The following is a 16892-nucleotide window of genomic DNA, read 5'->3' as shown; positions in this document are numbered from 1 at the left end:
CCTAAAAATCTGGACTCAATTACGCCAAGGCGAAATTGATAAAAGGGGTGTTCCAATGATCTGGCAAACGAGAGTGACGGAATTACTGGGCATTAAGTATCCGATTATTCAAGGGGGTCTTGCGTATTTAGCTTATGCAGAGCTATGCGCGGCAGTATCTGAGGCGGGTGGTCTTGGTCAAATCACAGCAATGAGTTTAAGTTCCCCTGAAGATCTTCGTTCTGAAATTATGAAGGTAAGAAAATTAACTGATAAACCATTCGGGGTAAACTTTGCAATTGGACAAACAGGACGTCCGTTTTCACATATGCTCGATGTGGCACTTCAAGAAAATGTGGATGTTGTATCGGTAACTGGCGGCAATCCAACACCGTTTTTCGAACAACTTAAAGGAACGAATGTTAAAACGCTCGTCTTAGTAGCTGCAAAACGTCAGGCTGTAAAGGCGGAAGAACTTGGTGCGGATGCAGTTATGGTTGTCGGTCAAGAAGGTGGAGGGCATTTAGGGCGAGAGGATATCGGAACAATTGTCCTGGTTCCTCAAGTTGTAGATGCTGTATCAATCCCTGTAATCGCTTCTGGAGGCATTGGGGATGGCCGAGGATGGATGGCTGCACATGCACTTGGGGCAGATGGCATTGAGATGGGAACTAGGTTTATAGCGACAAGTGAATGTGTTCACGCTTCACAGGCATATAAAGATGCACTTCTAGCCGGTTCTGAAACAGACACGACCGTCATTAAGCGTTCTATTGGCGCACCTGCTCGTGCGATTTCAAGCGTATGGACGGAAAAAATACTTCAAGTTGAAAATGAAACACCGAATTATGAAGCGTTAAAGACGTTTATTAGCGGGGAAGCGAACCGTCGATTTATTCATGACGGTGATGTGGAAAACGGTTTTGGATGGGCAGGTCAAGTTACCGGATTAATAAAAGATGTCCCATCTGTTCAAGAATTATTTGAACGAATGGTAAAAGAAGCAGAAGTAATTAGGACGAGCTGGAACTTCGGTCTGCACAAGGAGGAAACGTAAATGGATTATAATTATCCGCTAAGAGTCGATTGGAATACTGAGGAAATTGTAACGGTTATGGCCTTTTATGCTGCAGTAGAAAAAGCATATGAGGTTGGAATTACGAGAATGGACTTAATGGCTGCCTATCGTTCTTTTAAAGAAATTGTACCTTCAATGTCTGAGGAGAAAACAATCTTTAAAGAGTTTAAAGAAGTAAGTGGTTATGAAAGTTATGACGTTATAAAAAGTGCGAAAGAAAGTGCGGATACCGATAAAATAAAAGGGAAACAGCGCTGAGCTAGCACGATCTCTTCAGGATACGAAAAGTGGGAAAACATGAATCAACATCGCATTTAGCGGTGTTTTTTTATTTTTAACTTTAATTAAGAATTCATTTTCAGAAATTTCTATAGGTGTTTTTAATATCGTTATTCACAATCCTCCGAAAATTGAAACTTCCAATGCTTTATGAACGTATTAATAGTAGAACTATTATTTATTCACAAACCGAGTCTGATAAAAAATGTGTGTTGATGAGGGGGGAGTACATGAAAAGATTTCTCTACTATTTTAGTTGGACAATTGTTGTAAGTTTTATCATTTACCTCGGAGCTAAATATCAAATGTGGTTGCAATTAGAGGCTAGTAAAAATTTTGAACTTTCATCGTTATATTTATATTCAACTATATTTCCCATTGTTATTGGAATGATGCTTAGGTTGCCGAAGCTTTTAACTGAAATTAGGCAGAATAGTCAATGGACCTTTGATTGGGTTAAGTTCATTGGTATTGGGTTGCCGTCTTTCTGTATTTTATCAATGTACGTTTTACCGTTTTATTTACCTGAAAGCATGCTCTCATTGATACCTAATGCTATTATGTTCCGAAATCAGACAATTCAAGTAGTGGCTGGTGTTGTGTTGGGCTTTATATTGTTGGATAGTGTAAAGAAATGATGAAAGGTCTTTAAATAAACGGGCGCAATTTTAGTGTGAACGATCCATTTTCTAGAACTTATAGGTAACTTATTTTACCTCTGACCGTCTAACGATAAAAGGAGGGATTGTGTGAGAATACCAAAATTATTTTTAGGTTTATCTATATTCATTTTATTAATGGCCGTTGGATGTTCTAATTTATCGAATTCAAGTAAAATAGAAACTCATAAAACTGAAAATCCTGATGCAACAGAGATTTTAACCTTAGACACTAACGCTGATATATTTCAATTCGAAGGTGTGATTTATCAGACCGGAATTGATTGGGTTGAAGAGCTAACATTAACAAAAGGCGAACAAGTAGGAGAAATCAAAACAAGAAATGATACAGATACAAAATTTGAAGATGAAATGTCGAACAAATTACCTGTCGGTGCAAAAATATTTTCGGCTAAAGAAGAAGGAGAAGTTGGGGGTCCAATTTTACTCGTAGAATCAGAGGGGAAACTTATAAAATACTACGGGCTTGTTGAAGGTTAAGCAATTTTCCCATGTTTAGAATTGGATGATAGCGAAGAAATGTATGGTGTATCATCCATTGAAATAACTGTATTTTATTAGTAAGGAGTATTGGTTTAGTGTAGAAGTTACCATTAGACGGTATAATAATAGAAAGAATTCACGGGTAATTATTAAGGTAGAAAATCGATTATCCTATTATGATGCACTTGATAAAGCACATAAAACAGAAGACTACAGCGACTTTATAGGACTAGTGCAACGTGAAGTAGAGGATTCTCTAGACTTATATCTAAGTGTACTTAGTTGATTTAGCATCTCTAATGGGGTGCTTTTTTACACCTATTTAAAAATATATTGTCTTGGGTTTTCTCTGAAGAACTATTTTTGTTAAAGAAGTAAGTTGAGTCATTTTTAGTGTTGAAATGCAATATAAATAGACGGAATATTCGGTTCGATGGTAAGGGGAGGATTTTTTGAAACGAAAAATTGTGGTATTTATTTTCTTGAGTATACTTTTTTTAGTCGTAGGTTGCTCTAATAATGAAAGTGAATTGAATTTACCGGGAGATATACCAGAGTTTGTTAAAGAAAGCGATTTTGAAAAAATTGATTGGGATAAAAAAGCAGTGACGTTCAATGACAACATTATGGGGAATGAAAATAAATCAGGCGTTATTGGTGCCGATATGCCAAGTCTAAGCGGTCAAAAATGGATGTGGCATCTTTGGGGAATTGAAAACCCTGTGGCAACCAAACTAACGGTTGTTGGTCTTCACAAAGAAACGGGAACTGTTCATCAAATTTTGACAACAGGTTGGACAATAAACCTTGCAGGAGAGAATAATGGAGCGGATGCTCATGTACCTTCAAGTGTGAAAATTCCAAAGGCAGGAGAATGGGCACTATTGATTTATACGGATGAAAAATTATTTGATCAGTTAGTTTATGAAATTAATGAATAATGAGTGTGCCTTATTATTTACTTACCTAACGAACGAACGCTATATCTGGATCAGGTCAAATTTCTTACGCGCGAATATTATTTTAAATTCGGGGGAAAATACCCTTAAACAGGGTAGGTGAATAGATGCAAAAAATAATCCCCCTCTTTTTCATGCTGTTATTGATAACAAATGTCCATAGAATTTTACCGACAAGTGCAAAATTGACAAATGAGAAATTCATGGAAGAAGTTTCATTCGATAATGTGAAAACCAAAGTGGATTCTGCAACTTATGTCGCTTTTGCAAAGCAAGAGAGGGCGAACCAAGACTTTATTAATAAGTATTACTTCGATGTTAACTTAAATGGATTTAGCGAATTATATACCTTTGGAGATTTTCCTTTTTACGATGATAAAGGACAAGTTTCACCCCTAGGTAAGACTGTTTTAATTGTATTAACATCTGATGTACGGCAATGGGTTAAAGAACCAAGAATTTATGTGAAAGACGATCTTGCGTATATACATGCAGTCAAGTTGGATGGAGTGAATATCTTATTTACGTTAAAAAAAGAAAATGACCAGTGGAAAGTAGTTAATAGGCAAGAGAAGAAACTTCCTACTGTTGGAAGTGAAGTTATTCTTGAAAAAGCATTCCTAAGGACGATTGGACCTGAAATCCTTCGGGCGACAAAGACGAACTATGGTGAGGAAAGGCTTTTTGATTCTGAAAGAATAACGGACATTACTTGGGATGAAAATGATGATAAGTACGCTGTAACAATCGAAATTGTTACTTATGAAGGACCGAGAATGCCCCCGTTTGGATTTGATACAATTACTTTGCAAATACCAGGTTTTGAAGTACTAACATACGAACATAAAGACGTTTCTGATATCGATAAAATCCCTTTAGATTTTGACTGAATTTAAAATGAATACTACAAAAAAAGGGACGTAACCATTATGGTTTTGCATCCCTTTTCATATTATTATCTTCCGATTACAATGTCATAAATAGTGAGCAGTTCATCGAAAGTTTCTTCTGCATATGCCATGAATTCATCATTGGACATCCGAATTGCATCCTCGCGCACTAAATGCCTTCCAACTAAGAATTCTGCTTTTTTAACAGTTTTTAGTCTTTCTAACAACTTATCAAGCCCGTCTACTCCTATGGTACTTATGTGTGTGGCGTCAGGTTTCATGTGATCGCCTGAAACGATATATGTAGAGGGTAAAGAAAGTAATGCTTTATTGTTTTGATCAAGTCGTTCCGCAATCCCTTTTTTGTCTGGGTTTTCATAAATAACTGCCAAAATAATAAATAAATGCGTTCCCCACAAACCGATTTGAAAATGCGGCAGAGCCTTATACCCTCTTTTGGCTGGTGCAAAGGCAACCCAACTGTCTTTTGGAGGATTTACGGTTCGGCGCAGATGTTTTGCAACATGTGGGAAAAACTCATCTGTACCGTGTGCGGATAGTCGATCAGCAAAATGCCTGCCTAGTTCATGGAATTTTGGTTGAATAATATTTTGTAACGCATTCATTCGATTTTCGAGTCCATCTATTGAAAAAACATCGAAATCATCAGTTGTCCAAAAACTTTTAGTCATAATTAGTCCTCCTTTACACATTGTACGTTTATCGTAACAGAAATAGGGGAATAATCTAAAACAACAAGGCTTATGACTAGAATATGTAGTTGGAGCTGCATATCGTAATAATAATGGAGGAACTATAAACAATAATGCGATAAGGGGTGTCGGTTATGAAACAAGTTGTGCATATAATTAGAAAAATTGATGTAGAAAGAGAATATGTAAAGCTCCTACAATTAGAACTTGATTATGAATTGGCGACGCTATACGATGCAGTAAAACAAGCAGATGGCAAGCAGAAAATGAAAAGTAAAAGAAGGTTGACAGAGATTCACCATGAACTGGAGATGCTGAATGGTTTTGAATAATAAAACTTTAGCAACGTAAATAAGACGTCCATACACAAATTCCTTAATCGGGAACTGTGTAATTGGATGTCTTTTTCGTTATACTTAATAGGTGATCAGTTTTAGGGGGTGAGGTAATTGAACTGGCAAGCAGTTGATCGTTATGCAAAATCATTGATAAAGGAAGCGGGACACAAAATACGCATCTCTTTTTTCAATAAAATACATATCGATTCGAAAGCAGATCCAAACGATCTAGTAACAAACATAGATCGTGAAATCGAACAATTTTTCATAAGCAGAATTCAAAGAGATTTCCCGACTCATAAGATATTTGGTGAGGAAGGATTTGGCGATAATATTGTTTCACTTGACGGAATTATATGGATTTTAGATCCGATTGATGGGACAATGAATTTTGTCCATCAAAAACGTAATTTTGCAATCTCACTGGGCATATATGCTGAGGGAGTGGGAATGCTCGGATATATATACGATGTAATGGGGGATGATTTTTATCACGCAGCAAAAGGAGAAGGCGCCTATTTTAACGATGAACTTCTTCCGGAGTTAGAACCTACACCAATTCATGAAGCTATTGTAGGCATTAATGCGAGGTGGGTTGCTCCAAATCGATACGTTAATAACGAGAAAATCATGGATTTAATTACAACATGCCGTGGTACGCGTTCCTATGGATCAGCAGCGATGGAGCTTTCATATGTTGCGTCAGGCCGATTAGATGCATACATTTCTACGCGATTATCTCCTTGGGATATTGCGGGCGGTATTATTATTGCCCAAGAGGTAGGGGCGGTTGCGACAAATTTCAATGGTGATAAACCAGGTCTACTCTCTCAAGAGCCATTTATCGTTGCAAGACCGGGGTTGCACGAACAAATTTTGACGAATTATATTGAAATGAAAAAATAAAAAACGATTATCCAAAATGGACAACCGTTTCGTTGGTGATTTTTATAGCAAGCCCTGTTTGCGCATTTTACTTTTGGTTTTAAAGCCGAAACCCATGACGATTAGCAATGCTAAAACGGATAGAATTGCGCCAGGTATGCTGTTTGCACCGATTGAAATACCAATTCCGCACATCGTTATTACCGCAGCAATTGCAAAGAAAACAAAAGTCCATTTGATGTCTTTCAAAAAAAATCCCTCCGAATATGATAAAAAGTTTATTGTCTAGGTTCATCTTGTGCTATAATAACACAGTTAAGCATGCGAAAAAAGAATAATGGAGTGAAAAAATGACTAATTTAAGAAATGATCTTAGAAACATTGCTATCATCGCCCACGTCGATCACGGAAAAACGACGTTAGTCGATCAACTATTGAAGCAATCTGGTATCTTCCGTTCAAATGAACAAGTAGATGACCGTGCCATGGACTCGAACGTAATTGAACGTGAACGAGGAATTACAATTTTAGCGAAAAATACAGCAGTTCTTTACAAAGATACAAAAATCAACATTCTAGATACACCAGGACATGCTGATTTTGGTGGAGAAGTAGAACGAATTCTGAAAATGGTTGACGGAGTTATTCTCGTAGTCGACGCATATGAAGGATGTATGCCACAAACTCGTTTTGTTCTTAAAAAAGCATTAGAGGAAAACTTGAAGCCAATTGTTGTTGTAAATAAAATTGACCGAGATTTTGCTCGCCCTGAAGAAGTTGTCGACGAAGTTTTAGAACTGTTTATTGAACTTGAAGCAAATGATGAACAACTTGAATTCCCTGTTGTTTTTGCATCAGGTTTTAACGGTACTGCAAGTCTATCTTCAAACCCAGAGGATCAAGAAGATACATTACAAGTTCTTTATGATGCAATCCTTGAAAAAATTCCTGCACCTGTAGATAATCGCGAAGAGCCTTTACAGTTCCAAGTATCCCTTTTAGATTACAGTGATTATGTTGGCCGTATTGGTATTGGTCGCGTATTCCGTGGCTCGATTAAGGTTGGACAACAAGTTGCAGTAATGAAACGTGATGGTAAAGTGAAAAACCATCGTATTACTAAAATGTCAGGATTTTTAGGTTTAAAACGTGTTGATATTGAAGAAGCATTTGCAGGCGATCTAATTGCAATTTCAGGAATTGAAGGAATCGATGTTAGTGATACAATCTGTCCTGTAGATCATCCTGAAGCTTTACCTCTTTTGCATATTGATGAGCCGACTCTACAAATGCAATTCCTTGTTAACAACAGTCCGTTTGCAGGCCGTGAAGGAAAATGGGTAACATCTAGAAAGATTGAAGAGCGTCTTAATCAACAGCTTCAAACAGACGTTTCACTTCGTGTCGAATCAACTGGCGCGGACTCATGGATCGTTTCAGGACGTGGAGAGTTGCATTTGTCGATTTTGATCGAAAACATGCGACGTGAAGGTTTTGAACTTCAAGTTTCTAAACCGGAAGTAATCATTCGTGAAATTGACGGTAAAAAGAGCGAACCTGTAGAACGTGTACAAATTGAAATACCTGAAGAGCATACGGGTGCTGTAATAGAATCACTTGGAGCTCGTAAAGGTGAAATGGTTGATATGGTGAACAGTGGATCGGGAACTGTTCGATTAATCTTCTTAGTACCTGCTCGTGGTCTAATCGGTTATACAACTGAATTCCTAACAATGACAAGAGGTTACGGTATCTTGAATCATACATTTGATAGCTATCAGCCAATGACTTCAGGTCGCGTAGGTGGCCGTGCTGAAGGTGTTCTTGTATCAATGGATAACGGAACTGCTACACCTTATGGTATTCTACATGTAGAAGAACGTGGTGTGATTTTTGTTGAACCAGGTACAGATGTTTATGAAGGTATGATTGTCGGCGAACATAACCGCGACACAGACTTAACGATCAATTTAACAAAAGCGAAGCAACAGTCGAATATTCGTACTGCAAACAAAGATCAAACCGTTTCTATTAAGAAGCCACGCATCATGACACTTGAAGAGTCACTTGAGTATTTGGATGATGATGAGTACTGTGAAGTAACTCCTTTATCTATTCGTCTTCGTAAGAAGATTCTTGGTAAAAGTGAACGTGAACGTGTAACGAAAAAGAAGAAAAACGAATAAAAATTCTCTTGTAATGAAAGGGATGTTTTAAAATGAATTCAAGTGTTGCGGATTCGGAGTTAGTATTCGGTCGAATGTCAGGCATCTCACGCTTCATTTATGAAGGTCTTGGAACTCCTACAAGCAATGGTGAGATGGATTATACAATTGCCGGGTACGTCCTTTTAGCCGTCGTTTTTCTGTTGTCGGCACTGGTGTTTAAACTAGGATTTGCGCGAAAATTAAGACCGTTACAAACGGTCGCTATCTATATATTTCTTTTTCTTGGATGTCTCATATTGACATTCCTTGCATTTTTCCTTCCAATTGTAGAAGGACTTATTGTAGCAGCACTTATATTAATAATTTACCGTGCTCGAAGAATGAATGAATATAAAGGCACCGACAAAAAAGACTCCACCGCATAAAAGCGGTTGGAGTCCTTTTTTTGAAGTTATTTAGTTTGGATGACCTAGCCCCTCGGGTCATAAGTCATTTCGCTTATGTGGCTGAAGTACGCCACTCCAGCAAACGGCCTTGTGCCTGTCGGGGCTGAACAGGTGCTTCCGCTTTTGGTGGCGTCTAGTCTCCAGCACCTAGGCCCTTGGGTCACAAGTCATTTCGCTTATGTGGCTGAAGTACGCCACTTCAGCAAACGGCCTTGTGCCTGTCGGGGCTGAACAGGTGCTTCCGCTTTTGGTGGCTCAAAACTCTTTTTCGATTGGGTGTGAACTTCTTCTGAAGACGAAGTTGCCGGTTGCGATTCGTGCATTTGTTTTTTCGGCAATCCGGTTTTCGCAAGTGGGACACATATATGTGTGGATGGGACGATTTCTTAGCTTCTTTGCAAGAGGCGCTTCATCTAGCAGCTGCCCGGTTTCATCGCATATGACGCATTTCACTCGCATTGGATAGCCTCCTATTTAATTTTTATTGCTGTAACATTTCGAATTGGATTATCTGCATTCGATCCATCTTTAAAAATGACATGGACAGGTCCATCTTCTTTAAGTGGTTTACCATCGTTACAAAACTTTAAGATGAGTTCGTCTGCTTTTTCGACAGGAACTGAATGTTCATCTCCGGAAGAGGTTTCGATGAATAAGGTTTGCGCATCTTCATTCGGTTCAGCGTTCTTTAGGAAATGACTTAAATAAATGCCGTAAGTTCCTGTAATGTCTTTGTTTTCTTCGTATTGCTTTTCTGTTTCCAAAGTGGGAGGGAATGTTGCCCCTTCCATAATTTCGCGAGACCAATGTTTTCCCATGCTTCTTTTGTATTCTTCAAGTTCATCAACTTCTACGTGACCGCTTGTGAAAAAAGTTTCCAAATCGATACGTCGGTCATCAAATATCCAAATACTTGGATCCATTGTTATTCCAAAACGCACATTTCCTTTAATCGGTATGATTGATTCCAAAAAAATTCCTCCTAAGTTCAGTAACCTATTTTAAACTAGTATAACTGTTTCGTACGACAAGGAAAAGCTTTCGAATCCTAAGCATAATTTTAAAGGGGAAACACTTGCAATTTCTCGTTTCAAAAGATACAATTTATTAATAATCAAGTAAGAAATAAAAGTTTGATGGGGGCGTCCTCATGGAAATCGATTTGCAAGAAACATATAAAGAAAAGGCTATGAAGCAGCTTCAGGTGGATGCCGATAAAATTGCTCAATTGATTAAAGTCCAAATGGATCATTTGACGATGCCACAATGTCCTTTATACGAAGAAGTGTTAGACACTCAAATGTTTGGACTTGCTCGTGAAATTGATTTTGCAGTAAAGATTGGTCTAGTCGAACGTGTAAATGGTAACGAAATTCTTTTTTCACTTGAAAAAGAAATGACTGTTTTACATGATATATATATGAGAAAATAGACAAAAAACTCAAACTTACTTCAGGTTTGGGTTTTTTGTTTAACGAAATTGAGGTTCTTGTGAATGAAAACTTATTTTAAACGATTTTTAAGGAATTTTGATTATCCGCTTTTTTTCACATATTTAATATTAACGTTATTTGGTCTCGTTATGATTTACAGCGCGAGCATGGTATGGGCTGTTGGTCAATATGGATGGCCCGCCGATTATTTTTTTAAGAAACAAATCTTCAATCTATCACTTGCGTATCCGGTCTTTTTTTTGGCTGCTTTTTTTCCTTACAAACATTACAAACGGAAAGGTTTTATGGCAACTTCTGTTTTAATTATGCTTGTCCTTCTTGGACTTGTACATCAAATTGGTTACGGAGATACAGTTGGTGCGCAGAGTTGGATAAAGCTCCCGTTTGGTGCTGGGAGCATACAACCTTCAGAAGTTGCGAAACTTGTTTTAATTATTTATTTTGCGGGTGTCCTTGCGAATAAGTATAATGCTGGAACGATAGATAATTTAAATAAATCATTAGGTCCACCGGTTTTAGTGCTTACTTTTGCAGTGATTTCAATCATGATGGAAACGGATATAGGGATGTCTTTTATCATTATTTTATCGGCATTTTCTGTAATTGTTGCCAGTGGTTTAAAAAGGCGAACCTTTTTAAAGATGAGTGGTCTAATTTCGATTGGTATGGTGGCTGTTGCTGGTTTTCTCTATTTGAACTGGAGCACAATTATGACAGGTGGTCGTAAAGGACGGATTGAAGCATTTTTAAATCCGTTCGACTACTTACAAACTTCTGGATATCAAATCGCAAATGGATATATTGCAATTGGTTCTGGAGGGGTTCAAGGGCGTGGTCTCGGAAACTCACTTCAAAAAATGGGATATTTACCTGAACCGCAAACCGATGTAATTATGGCGGTCATTTCGGAAGAGCTGGGTATTCTTGGAGCAATTGTTGTAATAGGTGGACTTGGATTTATTGTTTTAAGAGCATTATCCATCGCATTGAAAACAAAGGATCCTCATGCAAGAATGCTTGCTGCTGGGATTGGTAGTATGATAGGTATTCAAACTTTTGTTAATCTTGGCGGACTTATGGGGCTGATGCCACTCACTGGAGTGACGCTGCCGTTTATTAGTTATGGCGGAACGTCTGTAATTCTGCTATCGTTGTCTTTAGGCATTTTGATGAACATATCCATGTTTGTCAAACATGAAAACCAAAAAACCATAATTAGATAGGGAAGTGTCTTGAGATGGAGAAGATTAGTAAAATTCTTGTTGCCAATCGCGGAGAAATAGCAATACGTATTTTCCGTGCGTGTACCGAACTGAACATTGCAACCGTTGGAATTTATTCTACTGAAGATAGTGGTTCATTCCACCGTTACAAGGCGGATGAATCTTATCTTGTAGGAGAAGGTAAAAAGCCCATTGATGCATACTTGGATATCGAGGGTATTATTGCAATCGCTAAAGATTCAGGAGCGAATGCTGTTCACCCGGGTTATGGTTTTTTAGCTGAAACGTCTGAATTTGCACGTCGTTTAGAGGAAGAAGGAATTATTTTCATAGGACCTACTTCCAAGCATCTAGATATGTTTGGTGACAAAGTAAAAGCGCGCGGGCAAGCAATAGCAGCTGGACTGCCTGTAATACCTGGCAGCGATGGTCCTGTTTCTACAGTTGAAGAAGTCGCAATCTTCGGTAAGTCGAGCGGATACCCAATTATGGTGAAGGCTTCACTTGGTGGCGGCGGTCGTGGTATGCGAATTGTAAATTCTGAAGAAGAAGTTGCACAGGCATTTGAACGTGCAAAATCAGAAGCAAAATCGGCATTTGGCTCAGATGAAATGTATGTTGAAAAATACATAGACAAGCCGAAACATATTGAAGTTCAAATACTCGGGGATCAGCATGGGAATGTCGTTCACCTTTATGAACGCGATTGTTCAATTCAACGCAGACATCAAAAAGTCGTTGAAATTGCACCTTCGATTTCACTCAGTGATGAACTCCGAGAGAAGATTTGTAATGCTGCTGTTAAACTCGCGAAAAATATCGGTTATGTCAACGCTGGAACAGTAGAGTTTCTAGTTTCAGATGGAGAATTCTACTTTATCGAAGTAAACCCACGAATTCAGGTTGAACATACAATTACCGAAATGGTAACAGGCATTGATATTGTTCATTCACAAATATATATAGCAGATGGAAAGAACATACATGATGGTATAGAAAGTATTCCAGCTCAAAAAGATATACCACTTTTTGGTTACGCAATTCAATCACGAGTTACGACAGAAGATCCGCTTAATGATTTCATGCCAGATACAGGTAAACTTATGGTGTACCGTTCGGGTGGTGGATTTGGTGTTCGACTTGATGCGGGGAATGGATTTCAAGGCGCAGTGATTACACCTTATTACGATTCACTGCTTGTTAAAGTATCTACATGGGGAATGACATTCCGTGAAGCTGCTGCAAAAATGGATCGTAATATGCAGGAGTTTAGAATTCGAGGAATTAAAACCAATATTCCATTCTTGAGAAACGTTGTGAAACACGAAAACTTTTTAACTGGTGATTACAATACAGGTTTTATTGATTCGACACCGGAATTATTCCAATTTCCGGTTAGACAAGACAGAGGAACGAAAATACTTAATTATCTAGGGAACGTTACAGTTAATGGTTTCCCTGGTATTGAAACGAAATCTAAACCAGTTTTCCATCCGGTTCGAAAACCATCAATAGATCTACTTACAACGCCAACACCTGGAACTAAGCAAATTCTAGACCAACTAGGTCCAGAAGGTCTCGTGAAATGGATTAAAGAGCAGGATGATGTACTTTTAACGGATACAACATTTAGAGATGCACACCAATCCTTACTTGCAACAAGAGTAAGAACAGCAGATTTAACAGGTATTGCATCCGAAACTGCCCTACTCATGCCCGACTTGTTTTCATACGAAATGTGGGGTGGAGCTACATTTGACGTTTCGTACCGTTTTCTAAAGGAAAGTCCTTGGGATCGACTGATTAAATTACGCGAGCAAATTCCAAATGTCTTGTTTCAAATGTTATTCCGAGGTGCAAATGCTGTTGGGTATACCAATTATCCGGATAACGTCATCAGAGAGTTCGTGAAGAAATCAGCAGATGCTGGAATAGACGTCTTTAGAATCTTTGACAGCTTAAATTGGATAAAAGGAATGGAAGTTGCGATTGACGCAACACGTGATGCAGGAAAAGTAGCCGAAGCGGCGATTTGTTATGCTGGGGACCTTCTTGATGACAAGAGAGACAAATATACAATTGATTATTATAAAAAGATGGCAAAAGACCTTGAATCTGCAGGGGCTCATATTTTAGCAATTAAAGATATGGCTGGTTTATTAAAGCCAGAGGCGGCATACCGTCTTATTTCAGAATTGAAAGCCACTGTTGACCTTCCAATTCACTTGCACACGCATGATACAAGTGGAAACGGTATTTACTTGTACGCTAAAGCGATAGATGCGGGTGTAGACATCGTTGACACAGCACTTGGTTCAATGGCGGGACTTACATCACAACCTTCAGCAAGTTCACTCTATTACGCTTTAAAAGGTGGAAAGAGAAATGTTCGAGCTAATGTTGAATCGCTTGAAAGCTTATCGTACTACTGGGAAGATGTACGTAAATATTACCAAACATTTGAAAGTGGAATGAACAGTCCTCATACAGAGATTTATGTTCATGAAATGCCTGGTGGTCAATACTCAAACTTGCAGCAACAAGCAAAAGCGGTAGGTCTTGGCGAACGTTGGGAAGAAGTGAAGAACATGTATTCTCGAGTCAATTTACTGTTTGGGGATGTTGTTAAAGTAACACCTTCATCTAAAATTGTTGGAGACATGGCTTTATTCATGGTACAAAATAATTTGGATGAAGTTTCAGTGTTAACTCGAGGTAAGTCTATTGATTTCCCTGAGTCGGTTATTGAGTTTTTTGAAGGTTATATTGGTCAGCCTTATGGTGGTTTCCCGAAAGAACTTCAAGAAGTGATTTTAAAAGGAAGAGAAGCAATCACGGTTCGTCCCGGTGAACTGCTTGAAGAAGTTGACTTCGAATTGCTCCTTACGCAGTTAAGCGAGAAGCTAGGACGCCCAAGTACGGAACATGAAGCTCTTTCTTATGCAATGTATCCGAAAGTGTTTGATGAGTTCTCCGCAATTAACAAAGAGTTTGGTGATGTGTCTGTTATAAAAACACCAGAATTTCTATACGGATTGCGTCTTGGTGAGGAAATTGAAGTGGAAATTGAAAAGGGTAAAACACTTATTATAAAACTTGTGTCAATAGGGGAGCCTCAATCGGATGCTACTCGCGTTCTGTATTTTGAAATGAACGGACAGCCGCGTGAAGTGATCATCGAAGATATGAATGTAGAGTCCGATCATGTTCGAAAAGTGAAAGCAGACCCTACCAATGAAACGCATATTGCTGCAACGATGCCGGGTACTGTATTAAAAGTTGCTGTTTCGAAAGGCGCTAAAGTAAAAAGAGGCGAGCACTTACTCATTACTGAAGCTATGAAAATGGAAACAACAATACAAGCACCATTTAGCGGTACAGTTAAAGAGATTTATGTAACTGCAGGGGAATCGATTTCAACAGGCGATTTGCTTATTGAAATTGAGGTTTAATAACTAAAGAAAAAGCATTTAAAATCGTATTCATTTCGATTTTAAATGCTTTTTTCGATTAAAAAGTTTTTTTGACGAATGACGTGGGTGAAGAATTATAGCCTACTATAACCGAATTATTTATTTGCTACGGGGCTGTCCAGAAAGTCGGTGCAAACTGATTTTTGGGGTAGTCCTTTTATTTAAGTTTTCAAGTATCCCGTTGCTTTCCGTTCCAGGCGGACGCGTTCTGCTAGCGAAGAATAAAAACCATTCTTCTTAGGGCCGGGCGGTAAGCCGCATCTGATCGCTGACGCTCCCTGCTGGGTCTTACCTGTCCCGCTAATTCCGCCAGAGTCGCCGCCTTGCACTCCAAGCAACTAAGATTGCTCATTGGAATAAAGAGTATTACATTGAAGGTGTTTTCTAACTGTATAATAATTTATTCCCTTATAGTTTGAACTTATATCTCACACACTTTTCAGCTGATTGGAGTGCAGACGCAGTCTAAGTACGCGACGTCCTGTCGCAACGACTGCATAATCAACATCGTGTATGACCACGGCTCAAACACTCCAATGGGATCAGCGCGAATGTCGAGACCCCACAGGAGCGTGGTTTTCGCGACGAGGAGGCTCGACGCACGCCCCACGGAACGCGTCCGGTCGGAACGGAAATCAGCGAGTAGCAACAGAATTCTTAGTTTAGTATATATATTAATTAAAGATTTTACCAACGTCATAAATTGTACAACCATTAAAAAAAGCTACTCCATTTGGAATAGCTTCAACGTTTTTATTTCATTGAGTTGCTTCGGGAAACGAGTAATATCATATACGTCAATAAACCGAAAAGTAATGTAATCAATAATGAGTGGAGCAATGCAAAGTAAAGATTGAGTCTTGTAAGTACAACGATCATGCCTGTGAGAGCTTGTCCAGACACGAGTATCAATGCAATGATCCAACCCCAATAAAAGACGCGTTGGTTTTTGTAGTGTTTAATTGCATGAATGGCGATTACGAGTATCCAAACAAAAATAAGTGCTGCCGCAGCTCGGTGACCCATTTGGACCCACTCATATAGATTTCTAGGTAATTCAAATGCGGTATTGTTACACAATGGCCAGTCTTTACAGGCGAGTGAAGATTCAGTGTGTCTTACAAGCGCTCCTGTATAAACAACAAAGTAAGAATACACGGCAACTCCAATTGTGTGCCTTTTAAGTGTTTTGCCAATGCGAACATTTTCAGTATCAAATTTCTTATCTACTTCAAATATAAGAAGTGTTAGAAGTAGAACGGATGCAAAGGAAATTAGAGAAATTCCGAAATGCAGTGCAAGAATAAAATCACCTTGACCCCACATTACTTGTGCAGCTCCAATGAGAGCTTGTAAGATAAGGAAGAATACTGCCATTACAGATAAGAATTTAGCTTCCCTAATATGTCCAATGGATTTCCATGACCATACGGCCAGTATTAGTATTAAGATACCGACAGAACCCGTTACGAGTCTATGAGAGAACTCGATGAGAACTTCTGCAGTGATGACATCAGGAATGAGTTGGCCATTACAACCAGGCCAGTGACGACCACAGCCCATGCCGCTATCTGTTTTAGTTACAAGAGCTCCGCCAAGAAGGATCAGTAGCATTCCTACTGTTGAAGCAACCGCAAACCATTTCAAGTATTTATTATAGCCCAAATTAGACACCTTCTTTAATTAATGATGACCATCGGTTCAAGGTCCCCGCTTGTTTGATGATAACGAATGAACGATGAAAAAACAACGTCTAGCAATTTGAATTCATCAAACTTCGACTCTTTTCACAAATTGTTCATAAAAGAGTCCTTATATCTTCACAAATGAACCGGCTAAATGGA

18 protein-coding genes are annotated in these 16892 nt (G+C 38.6%); 13 read left to right on the top strand and 5 right to left on the bottom strand.

What is annotated here, in order from left to right:
• Window positions 1-55: 55 nt before the first annotated feature.
• From ACFSFY_RS13325 to ACFSFY_RS13300, 6 genes are all read left to right on the top strand, one after another.
• Window positions 56-1036: an NAD(P)H-dependent flavin oxidoreductase gene (locus tag ACFSFY_RS13325; RefSeq protein ID WP_381538788.1), complete on the top strand. Its 981-nt coding sequence runs from the start codon at window positions 56-58 to the stop codon at window positions 1034-1036.
• Window positions 1037-1315 carry a UPF0223 family protein gene (locus tag ACFSFY_RS13320; protein ID WP_381538786.1) on the top strand — a complete coding sequence of 93 codons (279 nt, stop codon included), beginning with the start codon at window positions 1037-1039 and terminating at the stop codon, window positions 1313-1315.
• 251 nt (window positions 1316-1566) lie between these two features.
• Window positions 1567-1974 (top strand): hypothetical protein, encoded by a 408-nt coding sequence (locus ACFSFY_RS13315; protein WP_381538784.1) that lies wholly within the window; start codon window positions 1567-1569, stop codon window positions 1972-1974.
• A gap of 111 nt (window positions 1975-2085) precedes the next feature.
• Window positions 2086-2496: a hypothetical protein gene (locus tag ACFSFY_RS13310; protein WP_381538782.1), complete on the top strand. Its 411-nt coding sequence runs from the start codon at window positions 2086-2088 to the stop codon at window positions 2494-2496.
• Between the two features lie 455 nt (window positions 2497-2951).
• The gene (locus ACFSFY_RS13305) at window positions 2952-3440 is read left to right on the top strand and encodes a DUF4871 domain-containing protein (protein ID WP_381538780.1); all 489 of its coding nucleotides are present in this window, start codon (window positions 2952-2954) and stop codon (window positions 3438-3440) included.
• Window positions 3441-3565: 125 nt separating this feature from the next.
• Window positions 3566-4348, top strand: a complete 783-nt coding sequence (locus ACFSFY_RS13300) for a DUF3888 domain-containing protein (protein ID WP_381538778.1) — start codon at window positions 3566-3568, stop codon at window positions 4346-4348.
• 65 nt (window positions 4349-4413) lie between these two features.
• Here ACFSFY_RS13300 and ACFSFY_RS13295 read toward each other — a convergent pair whose 3' ends face one another.
• Window positions 4414-5040, bottom strand: coding sequence for a YktB family protein (locus ACFSFY_RS13295; protein WP_381538776.1), 627 nt, complete (start codon window positions 5038-5040; stop codon window positions 4414-4416).
• A 155-nt stretch (window positions 5041-5195) separates the two neighbouring features.
• Between ACFSFY_RS13295 and ACFSFY_RS13290 the strand changes: the two genes are divergently transcribed.
• Window positions 5196-5393 carry a hypothetical protein gene (locus tag ACFSFY_RS13290; RefSeq protein WP_381538775.1) on the top strand — a complete coding sequence of 66 codons (198 nt, stop codon included), beginning with the start codon at window positions 5196-5198 and terminating at the stop codon, window positions 5391-5393.
• A 117-nt stretch (window positions 5394-5510) separates the two neighbouring features.
• Window positions 5511-6305, top strand: a complete 795-nt coding sequence (locus ACFSFY_RS13285; RefSeq protein WP_381538773.1) for an inositol monophosphatase family protein — start codon at window positions 5511-5513, stop codon at window positions 6303-6305.
• Window positions 6306-6347: 42 nt separating this feature from the next.
• Here ACFSFY_RS13285 and ACFSFY_RS13280 read toward each other — a convergent pair whose 3' ends face one another.
• Window positions 6348-6533, bottom strand: coding sequence for a YlaF family protein (locus ACFSFY_RS13280; protein ID WP_381538772.1), 186 nt, complete (start codon window positions 6531-6533; stop codon window positions 6348-6350).
• Between the two features lie 101 nt (window positions 6534-6634).
• Between ACFSFY_RS13280 and typA the strand changes: the two genes are divergently transcribed.
• Together typA and ACFSFY_RS13270 are read left to right on the top strand one after the other, a co-directional pair.
• A complete protein-coding gene (gene typA, locus ACFSFY_RS13275; RefSeq protein ID WP_381538770.1) occupies window positions 6635-8470 on the top strand; it encodes a translational GTPase TypA in 1836 nt (611 codons plus the stop codon).
• Window positions 8471-8502: 32 nt separating this feature from the next.
• Entirely contained in the window at window positions 8503-8877 is a 375-nt protein-coding gene (locus ACFSFY_RS13270; RefSeq protein ID WP_381538768.1) for a YlaH-like family protein, read from the top strand.
• Window positions 8878-9153: 276 nt separating this feature from the next.
• Here ACFSFY_RS13270 and ACFSFY_RS13265 read toward each other — a convergent pair whose 3' ends face one another.
• Window positions 9154-9357 carry a YlaI family protein gene (locus ACFSFY_RS13265; RefSeq protein ID WP_381538767.1) on the bottom strand — a complete coding sequence of 68 codons (204 nt, stop codon included), beginning with the start codon at window positions 9355-9357 and terminating at the stop codon, window positions 9154-9156.
• Window positions 9358-9368: 11 nt separating this feature from the next.
• Entirely contained in the window at window positions 9369-9869 is a 501-nt protein-coding gene (locus ACFSFY_RS13260) for a peptidyl-prolyl cis-trans isomerase (protein WP_381538765.1), read from the bottom strand.
• Window positions 9870-10048: 179 nt separating this feature from the next.
• Here ACFSFY_RS13260 and ACFSFY_RS13255 point away from each other — a divergent pair, with 179 nt between their 5' ends.
• The 3 genes from ACFSFY_RS13255 to pyc all read left to right on the top strand — a co-directional run bounded on the left by ACFSFY_RS13255 (window position 10049) and on the right by pyc (window position 15027).
• Window positions 10049-10330, top strand: coding sequence for an Fpa/YlaN family protein (locus tag ACFSFY_RS13255; RefSeq protein WP_381538763.1), 282 nt, complete (start codon window positions 10049-10051; stop codon window positions 10328-10330).
• A 63-nt stretch (window positions 10331-10393) separates the two neighbouring features.
• Window positions 10394-11575, top strand: coding sequence for an FtsW/RodA/SpoVE family cell cycle protein (locus tag ACFSFY_RS13250; RefSeq protein WP_381538761.1), 1182 nt, complete (start codon window positions 10394-10396; stop codon window positions 11573-11575).
• Window positions 11576-11589: 14 nt separating this feature from the next.
• Window positions 11590-15027 carry a pyruvate carboxylase gene (pyc, locus tag ACFSFY_RS13245; protein ID WP_381538760.1) on the top strand — a complete coding sequence of 1146 codons (3438 nt, stop codon included), beginning with the start codon at window positions 11590-11592 and terminating at the stop codon, window positions 15025-15027.
• A gap of 774 nt (window positions 15028-15801) precedes the next feature.
• On the opposite strand, the gene ACFSFY_RS13240 is transcribed toward pyc, so the two are convergent.
• A complete protein-coding gene (locus tag ACFSFY_RS13240) occupies window positions 15802-16713 on the bottom strand; it encodes a COX15/CtaA family protein (RefSeq protein WP_381538759.1) in 912 nt (303 codons plus the stop codon).
• Window positions 16714-16892: the final 179 nt, after the last annotated feature.

It is taken from the genome of Sporosarcina siberiensis (assembly GCF_042681925.1).
GTDB classification, from domain to species: Bacteria; Bacillota; Bacilli; order Bacillales_A; family Planococcaceae; genus Sporosarcina; species Sporosarcina siberiensis.
The sequence above is the reverse complement of the archived record's forward strand: the minus strand, read 5'-3'. Positions and strand labels throughout refer to the sequence as shown.